The sequence below is a fragment of the Streptomonospora sediminis genome (genome assembly GCF_054778995.1).
In genome coordinates this window covers 37576-48531 of sequence record NZ_BAAGYZ010000028.1, presented here as the reverse complement: position 1 = coordinate 48531, position 10956 = coordinate 37576, and the positions used below count along the sequence as shown (strand labels likewise).

The following is a 10956-nucleotide window of genomic DNA, read 5'->3' as shown; positions in this document are numbered from 1 at the left end:
ATCGCCGTCGCGGCCGCGGTTGCGCGGGGCTCCGCGCCGCTGGCGGGGACCGCCGCGGCCGCCGCCGCGCGAACGCTCGGGCTCCGGCGGCTCCACCCAGGGCTCCCAGGAGGGCTGGCGGGCACCGGTGACCTCCTGCAGCAGGGTGTCACCGGGGTTGACCAGGTGCTGCTGGGCCTCGACACCGGCGTCGCCGAGCAGCTTGCGTGCCGTGCGCCGCTGGTTGGGTGCCACCAGCGACACCACGCGGCCGGACTCCCCGGCGCGGGCGGTGCGGCCGCCGCGGTGCAGGTAGTCCTTGTGCCCGGTGGGCAGGTCGATGTTGACGACCAGGTCGATGCCGTCGACGTGGATGCCGCGCGCGGCGACGTCGGTGGCGACCAGGGTCTGCACGCGGCCTTCGCGGAACTTGGCCAGCGTCTTGGTGCGCACGCTCTGCGTCTTGCCGCCGTGCAGCGATGCCGCGGGCACTCCGGCGGCCACCAACTGCTCGGTGATGGAGTCGGCGCGGTGCTTGCTGCGCACGAACAGCAGCGTGCGGCCCTCGCGGGCGGCGATCTCGGTGATGACCTGCTTCTTGTCGTGCGGCAGCACCTTGAGCAGGTGGTGCTCCATGGTGGTCACGTGCGAGACGGGCGGGTCCACGGAGTGGGTGGCGGGGTTGTTCATGTAGCGGCGCACGAGCTTGTCGACGTCGCCGTCGAGCGTGGCCGAGAACAGCAGTGTCTGCGCGTCGGAGGGCACCTGGTCCAGCAGCGCGCGGACCTGGGGCAGGAACCCCATGTCGCACATCTGGTCGGCCTCGTCGAGCACGCTGAAGCCGACGTCGCTCAGGTCGCAGGCTCCCTGCTCGATCAGGTCGGTGAGGCGGCCCGGGGTGGCCACCAGCACCTCGACGCCGCGGCGCAGTTCGTTGATCTGGCGGGAGTAGGAGCTGCCGCCCACGACGTCGCCGATTCGCGCGCCCAGCGGGCGGCCGTAGTCGATCAGCGCGTCGCGCACCTGGTGGGCGAGTTCGCGGGTGGGGACGAGTACCAGACCGCGGGGGCGGCGGGATGCTGCGCGGCGCTCAGCGGTGCGCATCAGCAGCGGGAGCCCGAAAGCGATGGTCTTGCCCGATCCGGTGCGCCCGCAACCGAGCACATCACGGCCTTCCAGCGCATCAGGGATGGCGGCGGCCTGGATCGGGAACGGCGCGCTGACGCCGTTCTGCGCGAGCTTTTCAACGATCTTGTCGGGTAGTCCCAGATCGCCGAAACCCGGGCATGCGGCATTGTCCGTCAAGTGACGTAAACCTTCCTCATCAGTCGGCGGCGTTTCGAGGAAGGCTCTGCGGCCCCTTGGGCACGGCAGAGAGATCACACAAACGCGCCGGATAACGCGCCTCGGGAATCCTTGCGGATCCCCGGCGCCAGGCGGCCCGGCGCGCCCGATGCGCGCAGCACGGATTGACCGCCTTGTGCAGCCTACTAGACCGTCGTTTGGAACCGGGACGGCGCCGCCGGTATTCCTGCGGTGAGATCCGCCTCCTTACCGGTCCGCTGCGTACGCGCCCCGTGCGGGAGCGGGAGGCGGCGGGGTTCGCCGCCCGCCGCGTCCCGCCGCAGTGCGGGGGCTACCGGTCCGGGTCCTGGGCCGCCATTGCGGCCAGCCGCTGGGTTTGGGCGGCGCGCTCGGCCGCGGCCTGCTCTTCGAGGGTGCGGCCGTTCGCGCCCAGCAGGAGTTGCTTGGTGGCGGCCGCGGCTTCCCCGGGCACGGCCAGCAGCGCGGCCACGAGGTCGTCGACCGCGCCGTCGAGTTCGGCGCCGCCGACGACGAGCTCGGCCAGCCGCAGCTCGCGCGCCTCTGCGGCGGAGACGGTGCGCGCGGTCAGGCACAGTTCCATGGCGCGGTTGGGGCCCACCAGGTCGACCAGCGGCTTGGTGCCGGTGAGGTCGGGCACCAGCCCCAGCGCGGGCTCCTTCATGCACAGCTGCGCGTCGTCGGCGAGGATGCGCAGGTCGCAGGAGAGCGCAAGCTGCAGCCCGGCGCCGATGGCGTGGCCGCGCACGGCCGCCACCGTGACGATTCCGGGCCGGCGCAGCCACAGGAAGCCCTCCTGGAATGCGGCGATGGCCGCGTCCAACTCGGCGCCGCCGGCGCTGCCGCCGGCGATGGTGTCCATCAGCGAGGGCTCGCCCTCGGCGCCGCCGGGGCGGAACATGTCCAAGTCGATACCGGAGGAGAACGACGGGCCCTCTGCGTTAACCACAACAATACGGACAGAGCCGGGCAGGGTCTGGCCGACATGGGCCAGTGCCTTCCAGGTGCGTCCCGTCATCGCGTTGCGGCGCTCGGGACGCGCCAGAGTCACCGTTGCGACTTCGCCGTTCACCGCGAGCCGCAGCCCGGCCGCTTCCAGTCCGGCGTCGCCGGGTCCAGCCGCATCCGCCATGCGCACCTCCGCAGTGTGTCGCTGTGCCGCCGCAGCCGACCTGCGGGCCGCCGGCGTCCGATCGATGTCGGCCCAGGTTATATTCGCCATCAGCAGAGGCTGCAGCGGCGGTGCGGTTGTTGCGGCGCCGGTGTTGCCGGTCTGGTGCGGCGTATAGGGCCGTTGCGGCAATGGGGACGGCGCGGCAGTGGGGCCGTGGCCGGCAGCGGGGCGCGGCGGCCTGCCGCAGCCCGTCCCCTGGCGGGACCGGTAACGATCGCGGCCCGCACGGGCCGGGCGGGCGGTTCCATGCCGGCAGCGGTGCGGGTCAGCGGGTGCCGCCCTTCGCGGACGCCTTGTTCCAGCCGGAGGATTCAGAGGATTCCCAGGCGCTCCCGCAGGGCCGGGGCAGGCCCGATTCATTGCGGCGGGAACGCTGTCTGCAGTGGCAAGGCGTGGCGCGAAGGACCGCGGGGCCTTGGAGGCGTCCGGCCGCCCAAGGTGTGCACTCGCGCCTGGAAACCGATTTCCGGGCGGAGCGGGCCGGGCGCTCAGCCGCGGCGGGTTGCCCCTCCGCGGCCGCGGAGGGTGACGCCCGCCTCGGTGAGCAGGCGGTGCACGAATCCGTAGGAACGGCCGGTGGAGGCCGCCAGCGAGCGGATGCTCTCGCCTTCGTCATAGCGTCTTTTTAGTTCGCTCGCTAGTTCCGAACGTTCCGTGCCGGTCACTCGCGTGCCCTTCTTCAGGGTCTCGGCCACAACGTCCTCCCGTGCTCGTGGGTGATCAACGCGACATCGCTGCCCATGATCAGCCATGCGGAAGCCGGTGGCTACCCGTCGGCGACGCGGTGGAGTCGTCCCGACGCGGCGTGCGTATTTCGGTCAGTCCCTAATGTGGACCACAATTTCGGCCGCGACAACCACCTGGCACCAGCGCGCGTCGCGCCGGCCGCCCGGTGCGGATCCGCAGCTCAGGCGAGGGTGATCAGGTCGGTGAACTCCGAGGTCCACAGGTCCTCCACGCCGTCGGGCAGCATGATGACCCGTTCCGGCGACAGCGCCTCGACGGCCCCCTCGTCGTGGGTGACCAGCACGATGGCGCCCTTGTAGTTACGCAGCGCACTGAGGATCTCCTCGCGGCTGGCGGGGTCGAGGTTGTTGGTGGGCTCATCCAGCAGCAGCACGTTGGCGCTGGAGACCACCAGCGCGGCCAGTGCCAGCCGGGTTTTCTCGCCGCCCGAGAGCACGCTCGCGGGCTTGCCGACGTCGTCTCCGGTGAACAGAAACGAGCCCAGCGTGCGGCGCGCCTCGACCTCGGGCAGGTCGGGGGCCGCGTCCATCATGTTCTCCAGTACCGAACGGCCGGTGTCGAGGGTCTCGTGCTCCTGGGCGTAGTATCCCAGGCGCAGCCCGTGCCCGGGCAGGACCTCGCCGGTGTCGGGTTTTTCCACACCGGCCAGCAGCCGCAGCAGCGTGGTCTTGCCCGAGCCGTTGAGGCCCAGGATGACCACGCGGCTGCCGCGGTCGACGGCCAGGTCCACCCCGGCGAAGATCTCCAGCGACCCGTAGGACTTGGACAGTCCCTTGGCGGTCAGCGGCGTGCGCCCGCTGGGCGCGGGGTCGGGGAAGCGCAGCTTGGCCACGCGGTCGGATTGGCGCTGGCCCTGCACCGAGCTGAGCAGGCGTTCGGCGCGGTTCTCCATCTGGTGGGCCGCCCGCGCCTTGCTGGCCTTGGCGCGGAAGCGGTCGGCCTGGCGCTGCAGCTGGCCGGCCTGTTTCTCGGCGTTGGCGGTCTCGCGCTTGCGGCGGCGCTCATCGGCCGCACGCTGGTCCTGGTAGCCGCGCCAGCCCATGTTGTAGATGTCGATCACGGACCGGTTGGCGTCGAGGTAGAACACCTTGTTCACCACGTCCTCGGTCAACTCGACATCGTGGCTGATCACCACGAGCCCGCCCTGGTGGCCCTTTAGGAAGTCGCGCAGCCAGGCTACGGAGTCGCCGTCGAGGTGGTTGGTGGGCTCGTCCAACAGCAGGGTGTCGGCGCCGCTGAACAGGATCCGGGCGAGTTCGATGCGGCGGCGCTGGCCGCCGGAAAGCGTGCCCAACGGCTGGCTGAGCACGCGGTCCTCAAGCTTCAGGCTGCTCGCGATCGAGGCGGCCTCGGCTTCGGCGGCGTAACCGCCCATCACGTGCAGGTGCTCCTCGGCGCGGGCGTAGGCGCGCCCGGCTTTCTCGCGGACCTTGGAGTCGTCGCTGCCCATGCGGTCTTCGGCCGCACGCATGCGCCGCAGCGCGTCGTCGATACCGCGGGCCGAAAGGATGCGGTCGCGGGCGAGCTCCTCGGGGTCGGTCGCCCGCGGATCCTGCGGGAGGTAGCCCACCGTGCCGCCGGTGGTGACCGCGCCCGCCGTGGGGATGTCTTCGCCGGCCAGCACCTTGGTCAGGGTGGTCTTGCCTGCGCCGTTGCGGCCCACCAAGCCGATGCGGTCGCCGGGGGCGACCTGTAGCGAGGTGGGTTCCAGCAGTAGCCGGGAACCCACGCGCAGTTCGAGGTCAGAGGCGATCAGCATGGCACAACGACTTTCTGGCAGCAGGTGGTGCAGGGCGGTGCGGTCAACGGAGGAGGAGGTGCGGCGCGCGGCCGAATCACGCGGCGCAGCACCGGAAGGCGAGGGTCAGTTGGCGCGCATGCGCCCAGACTAGTGCCTCAAGGTCAAACACGTGCGACCGCGGCGTGATTCCCGCCCGCTGCGACCGGCCCGCCGGCCGACCGTGCCGGTGCTCCGGCCGGCGGCCGGAGCACCGGCAGTCATCCAACCGTTCCTAGGACCGCGTGGAACCGCTGTCGCCGGCCTGCCGGTCGGCGGCGGGCTCGGACGGCGGAGCAGCCGCGGATCCGGTGGCGTTGTTCGCCGGCCGCGCACCGGAGGCGCGCTCCGCAGGCGTGTCGGGGCCGCCCTGGGCGACCTGGTCGGGCCGCCCCCCGGCGGCTGCGCTGATGCGGCCGGTCTCTTCGGCCCGCGCCAGCGGGCGGTTGCGCAGCAGGGCCGCCAGCACCGCCACCACCGGGGTCGCCAGGAACATACCGAGGATGTTGCCGACGATCCCGCCGACGGTGATGACCAGCAGAACCACGGCCGAGGGCAGTTCCAGCGCCTTGCCGTACACCCGCGGCGCGAAGACGTGGCTCTCCAGTTGCTGCACGACCACCACGACCGCGACGACCACAACCGCGATCAGCCAGCCCTCGGTGACCAGCGCGACCATCGCCGCCAGCAGCCCGGTCAAAAAGGCTCCGATGACCGGCAGGAACGCACCGACGAAGGTCAGCACGATGAGCGGAATCGCCAGTGTCGGATCGATCAAAAAGACCAGGAACAGCCCGATGCCCACCGCGTCGATGAGCCCGACCAGCGCCACGCCGCGGACGTATCGCCCCATCACCCCATAGGAGATCTCGGCCGCGGCCTTGATGGAACGGCGCGAATGGCGCGGGAACAGCGAGGAGAGCCACTCCATGAGCAGGTCGCCGGAGTGCACGAAGTAGACGGTCAGCACGACGATGAGCACGACGCCGAGCAGGATCTCCAGCACGGTCGTACCGGCCACCAGCGCCTGGTTGACCCACTGCGACCAGTTCTCCTGCAGCATGGAGCTCAGTTCGCGCTCGACGGCCTCGATGGTTGTCGTGGCCAGTTCCGGGTCGAGCCCGAAGGCCTGCAGGTAGGTCGGCAGGTCGTCAATGGCCTGCTCGACGCTGTCGACCAGCCCGGAAAAGCCCGAGATGGCCGGCTGCACGACCATGGTGATGACCCCGGACAGCACGATCAGTCCGCCAATGCAGGCGATGGCGGTGGAGGTGCCCCGGCCCAGCCCCTTGCGCCGCATCCAGTTGGTGGGCGGCATCAGCAGCGCGGTGACGAACACGGCCAGCACCACCGGAATCGCGACCACGCTGATGTAGGCGAGGCCGTAGACGATGAAGCCGACGACGACTCCGATCAGCAGCAGCCGCCAGGCGACGTTGCCCATCCGCACCAGCATGTTGTCCGGCTCGGGCGGGTGATCGCCGCCGGTGTCGGGTGCGGCTACTGCGGGCCGGGGCTGCTCTGCGGGTTGCGGGCGCGTCCTGCGCCTCCCTTTCAGCAGCGGCCATTCCCACGGCCGTGTCAAGCGCACGTCTTCCCCCTACCTCTGCTGCCTGCGCGATGGCGCCGTACCGTTACCGGCCACGCCGCACCGATCAGCCGAAGTTACCGTATTGCCGGGTAAGCACACCGCTAAGTGCACCGCCCGGGTCGGCGGTGCGGCCGGCACCGGCCGGGGAGGGCCCGGCGCCGACCGCACCGGCTATCCGGTGCAGCCGGTTACAGCTGCCACGGTTCGCGCGGCCGGTCGCTGTCGACGATCTCGTTGCCGAAGGGCGCCAGGGCGACCGGGATCATCTTCAGCGATGCCCAGGCCAGCGGGATCCCGACGATGGTCACGGCCAGCCCGATCGCGGTGCCGATGTGGCCCAGCGTCAGCCACCACCCGGCCACGATCAGCCAGATGATGTTGAGCAGGGTGCTGCCTCCCCCGGCGCCCGGCTTGCGGGCGAGCTCGCGGCCGAAGGGCCACAGGGCGTAACGCGCCATCCGGAACGACGCGACACCGAACGGGATGGTGACGACGAGGATGTAGCAGATGACGCCGGCCAACACATAGCCCAGTGCCAACCACAGCCCGGCCACGAACAGCCAGATGACGTTGAGAAGCAAGCGGAGCAATGCCACTTGGGGTCGTTTCCCTTCCAGAGTTTCGCCCCGGCGCCGCAACGCGGCCGGGGAGTTCGGTGGCCTCTACCCGCATACGACGCCGCTTGCGCGCTGCGGGGTTCCGCGCCGCGCCCCCCGTTCGTCCCCTAAGGGGGCTGGGCGCACGGCGCGGCACACCGTACGCGCGATCCCGGTGTGCGGCGCACGGCCGGTCGCCGCGGCGCCGCGCCAATTCGCCGGAGGCCGCTAATGCGGGCACCCGCTCCGGCCCGCGCGTTAGGATCGGGGGCGTGCAGATCACCAAGCTCGGACACGCCTGCGTGCGCCTCCACCGCGACGGCGCCACTCTGGTCATCGACCCCGGTGGATTCAGCGAATCCGACGCCGCCGTGGGCGCCGACGCGGTAGCGATCACGCACGAGCACCCCGACCACTTCGACGTGGACCGCCTGCGCGCGGCGGCCGCGGCAAAGCCCGGCCTGGATATCTACACCCATGCCGGAATCGCCGCGCAGTTGCACGAGCTCGGCGACCTGGACGCTCGGGTGCACACGGTGGCCCATGGCGACACCATCGCCCCCGCAGGGTTCGACGTGCACGTCTACGGCGAGCGGCATGCCGTCATCCACCCCGACCTTCCGGTCGTCACCAACGTCGGGTTCCGGGTGGCCACCGCCGATGGCGCGGTCTTCCACCCGGGAGACGCGCTGACGGTTCCGGAGGACCCGGTGAGCACGCTGCTCGTGCCGGTGCAGGCGCCGTGGTCGAAGATCTCCGAGGTCGTCGACTACCTGCGTACCGTGCGTCCGGCCACTGCGGTGGTGGTGCACGATGCCCTGCTCAGCGAGACCGGCGCCGGTGTCTACTCGCGCAACGTCAGCCGGCTGGTGCCCGATATCGCTTATACGCACCTGCAGCCGGGAACCGTCACCAAGGGCTGACCGGCCGAGACCGCAACACGAGCCGGACGGCGGCCGGGCCGGACCGGTCCCCGCCGCCGCGCGATGCCCCGCTCAGCGAGACCGGCGCCGCGGTGCCGGTGCCTGCGCACGCAACACCTCGGCCGACCGGCGCCCGATATCGCCTGCGCGCACCTGCGGCCCGGGCCGTCACCACCGGCTGATCGATCGAGACCGCAACGCGAGCCGGCCGGGCCGAAACGGTCCCGGCCGCCCCTGATGGCGGGTGGCGGTGCCGCCCCGCTGGTCACGGGCACCTCCGGACCGATGCCGCGTGCTGCCGGGCGCGGCCGGCGCCGCTCGGGCACCGTGAGCCCTTACCTGTTTTGCAGGCGGTCTAAACCTTAATGTGATCGGCTCATCACGCCTTGCCCCTAGGCAGGCGGGCCATCGGTCAATACGATGTGTTGCACCCGGTTGAACAGACCAGGTCTTCGCAAATCAACACCGAAATCGGACATATGACCAGACTTTGGTCAGTGTTGATCGGTTTCGGTAACGGTTAAGCGAGTAATTTCCCCACCCCCCGTGCGCAAGCGGGAGTGGGGATGGCATGATTACGTACCGGCTCGCAGGGAGGGCGGCACCGCCTCCCCGGCCGTTTCGTGTGAGCGCCCCGCCGGTTTCGGCGGTCGGCCGCAGTGGCCTCCACCACACCCGGGAACACCGAAACAACGCACGGCGTTCAGGTCGTGCGGGGTTGCTCACGCTGTATGACTGCTTACACGTCTGACCCTTTCTTCCCGACAGCTTACTAGTGATTTCAGTAGAGGTGGTTCAACCATGTCTCAGGTACGCCGGCAGGCCACGCTGCGCCCCCGCCCGCACTGGGGGTGGCAGGATGCCGCCGCGTGCCGGGGCGAGGACCTTGTGCTCTTCTTCGGCCCCGATGGCGAGCGCCAGCCGGAGCGGGAGATCCGCGAACGCAAGGCCAAAGAGATCTGTACTCAGTGCCCTGTCCGTACCGAGTGCCTCGATTACGCGATCTCGCGACCCGAGAAGTACGGCACGTGGGGCGGCCTGAACGAAGACGAGCGCGCGTCCGAGCGCCGGCGCCGTATGCGCCGTGCCAACGCGGCCTGATCCGATACTTCCGCCCCGGCCGAACTCGCAGCGGACGACGATCCGAGACAACAGTTCTCTGAAGCGGCCCCCGGCCACGCTAACCCGCGGCGCCCCGACGGTTACCCGTCGAGGGCGCCGCGGGTTTTCTGCGTCTTTTTCCGCCGCGCTCGTTCCCGCCCGCGGCCAGGCGGCAGGCGGCGGCGCGCACGCGCGCGGCCCGCGCCGCCTACACATGGCGGCCCACACCGTGGTGCTCGTCCATCAGCGCCATCACCTGGTGGTCGGAAAGCTGGCCGAAGTCGCTGTACCACTCCCCCACGGCTCGGAAGTTCTCCGGGACCGCCAAGGCGACGATGCGGTCGGCTTCGCCGCGCAGCGCGTCGATCGCGGATTGCGCCGCCACCGGCACCGCCAGCAGCACCCGCGCGGGGTTGCGGCGGTGGACCATGCGCAGAGCGGCGCGCGCCGTGCCGCCGGTGGCCACCCCGTCGTCGACGACGATGACGTCGCGCCTCCGGAGATCCGCAGCAGGGTGTCCCCTCCGGTAGGCGTCCAGGCGCCGGTCCAGCTCGGCCCGCTCGGTCTCGACCGTGTGCGCCAGATGCTCGCGTGTCAGCCGCAGTTTGGCCAGCGCGGCGTCGTCGAAGCACACGTGGCCGTCCTCGGCGATGGCGCCCACGCCCAGTTCGGGGTGCCCGGGCACGCCGATCTTGCGCACGACGACGACATCCAGCGGCACGCCCAGCGAACGCGCGAGTTCGGCACCGACCGGGACCCCGCCGCGCGGCAGCGCCAGCACCACCGGATTATCGGCGGCATAGGCCCGCACCCGCTCGGCGAGGCGGCGGCCGGCCGATGCGCGGTCGGTGAACGGCAGTGACACGGGTAGCGGATTCATAGGGCTGTTGGGCGCCGGTCCGGCCCGCCGTGCGGGTCGGGAGCGCCCGCTCCTCGTCCAGTCGTCCAGACGGTCCGGATCGTCAGATCGCGTACCGCACGGCGGAAAGTGCTACCGGCATACCCGCCCGCACTCACCCGCCAACCTCGTCGGCGCGCAAAACTCATCCGCCCCCCCGATCGGCGCGGCCACCGGATCGGCCGGATCTCTCGGCACAGGACGAACGCCGGTCAGCCCCAAACGCGGCGGAAATCGCTCTCCAGCACGCCCATGATCAGCGCGTCGTGGCGGCGCCCGTCCCACAGCAGCGCGTCGCGCATCCGCCCTTCGACACTGAAGCCGCAGGACCGGTAGACGGCGATGGCGCGCATGTTGAACGCATAGACGTGCAGCCAGACGCGGTGCAGCCGGATGTGGTCGAACGCGTAGTCCAGGACCAGCTTCGTGGCCTCCTTGCCCAGCCCCTGGCCGGTGAACTCGATCGCCGAGAGGGCGATGCGGTAACCGGCGCTCTCGTTGTCGGCGTCGATGTCGGTCAGCGCCAGCTCGCCGACGAAGCGGCCGCCCGGCTCCTCGATGATCGCCAGGTCCAGCCGGTCGAGCTGGTCGGACCGGGTAGCGCACCACTCGCGGACCTCGTCGTAGCTCAGCCGGCGGTGGGTGCCGGTGAGCCTGCGGACCTCCTCATCGCGGGTGGACTCGAAGAAGTCGTCGGCGTGTTTAGCCGCGAGCGGCACCAGCTTGAGGTGCTCACCCGCGAGGGCGGGCTTCTCGCGCAACGCGCTCAGGTCGAGCATCGAGGGGGCTCCCGAGGTCGTGAGTCGGATGAGCGGGGAGGGCAGCGGGGAGAGAGGAAGGGGGATAT

Annotated in this window: 10 protein-coding genes; 2 read left to right on the top strand and 8 right to left on the bottom strand. The window is 70.8% G+C overall.

Annotation, left to right across the window (positions count from 1 at the left end; translation table 11 throughout):
• The 6 genes from ACYVD5_RS07465 to ACYVD5_RS07440 all read right to left on the bottom strand — a co-directional run.
• Positions 1–1284 (bottom strand): DEAD/DEAH box helicase (locus tag ACYVD5_RS07465; RefSeq protein WP_461000188.1); only part of this gene is annotated, 1284 nt, incomplete at its 3' end.
• A gap of 331 nt (positions 1285–1615) precedes the next feature.
• Complete coding sequence (locus tag ACYVD5_RS07460; RefSeq protein WP_461000187.1) at positions 1616–2434, bottom strand: enoyl-CoA hydratase/isomerase family protein; 819 nt, start codon at positions 2432–2434, stop codon at positions 1616–1618.
• A 530-nt stretch (positions 2435–2964) separates the two neighbouring features.
• On the bottom strand, positions 2965–3171 hold the full coding sequence (locus ACYVD5_RS07455; protein WP_461000186.1) for a helix-turn-helix domain-containing protein: 207 nt from the start codon (positions 3169–3171) through the stop codon (positions 2965–2967).
• Positions 3172–3383: 212 nt separating this feature from the next.
• Positions 3384–4982, bottom strand: a complete 1599-nt coding sequence (locus ACYVD5_RS07450) for an ABC-F family ATP-binding cassette domain-containing protein (protein ID WP_461000185.1) — start codon at positions 4980–4982, stop codon at positions 3384–3386.
• 253 nt (positions 4983–5235) lie between these two features.
• On the bottom strand, positions 5236–6591 hold the full coding sequence (locus ACYVD5_RS07445) for an AI-2E family transporter (protein WP_461000184.1): 1356 nt from the start codon (positions 6589–6591) through the stop codon (positions 5236–5238).
• Between the two features lie 188 nt (positions 6592–6779).
• Positions 6780–7187, bottom strand: coding sequence for a YccF domain-containing protein (locus ACYVD5_RS07440; RefSeq protein WP_461000183.1), 408 nt, complete (start codon positions 7185–7187; stop codon positions 6780–6782).
• 272 nt (positions 7188–7459) lie between these two features.
• Between ACYVD5_RS07440 and ACYVD5_RS07435 the strand changes: the two genes are divergently transcribed.
• Together ACYVD5_RS07435 and ACYVD5_RS07430 are read left to right on the top strand one after the other, a co-directional pair.
• Positions 7460–8110 (top strand): MBL fold metallo-hydrolase, encoded by a 651-nt coding sequence (locus ACYVD5_RS07435; protein ID WP_461000182.1) that lies wholly within the window; start codon positions 7460–7462, stop codon positions 8108–8110.
• Positions 8111–8911: 801 nt separating this feature from the next.
• Positions 8912–9211: a WhiB family transcriptional regulator gene (locus tag ACYVD5_RS07430; protein ID WP_461000181.1), complete on the top strand. Its 300-nt coding sequence runs from the start codon at positions 8912–8914 to the stop codon at positions 9209–9211.
• A gap of 208 nt (positions 9212–9419) precedes the next feature.
• Here ACYVD5_RS07430 and ACYVD5_RS07425 read toward each other — a convergent pair whose 3' ends face one another.
• Positions 9420–10076 carry a phosphoribosyltransferase gene (locus ACYVD5_RS07425; RefSeq protein WP_461000180.1) on the bottom strand — a complete coding sequence of 219 codons (657 nt, stop codon included), beginning with the start codon at positions 10074–10076 and terminating at the stop codon, positions 9420–9422.
• Between the two features lie 245 nt (positions 10077–10321).
• The gene (locus tag ACYVD5_RS07420; protein ID WP_461000179.1) at positions 10322–10888 is read right to left on the bottom strand and encodes a GNAT family N-acetyltransferase; all 567 of its coding nucleotides are present in this window, start codon (positions 10886–10888) and stop codon (positions 10322–10324) included.
• Positions 10889–10956: the final 68 nt, after the last annotated feature.

What these genes read in the sequence shown, in the direction of transcription:
- ACYVD5_RS07460 (WP_461000187.1), bottom strand. Translation starts at nt 2,434, where the DNA reads ATGGCGGATGCGGCTGGACCCGGCGACGCCGGACTGGAAGCGGCCGGG.
- ACYVD5_RS07450 (WP_461000185.1), bottom strand. Translation starts at nt 4,982, where the DNA reads ATGCTGATCGCCTCTGACCTCGAACTGCGCGTGGGTTCCCGGCTACTG.
- ACYVD5_RS07430 (WP_461000181.1), top strand. Translation starts at nt 8,912, where the DNA reads ATGTCTCAGGTACGCCGGCAGGCCACGCTGCGCCCCCGCCCGCACTGG.
- ACYVD5_RS07420 (WP_461000179.1), bottom strand. Translation starts at nt 10,888, where the DNA reads ATGCTCGACCTGAGCGCGTTGCGCGAGAAGCCCGCCCTCGCGGGTGAG.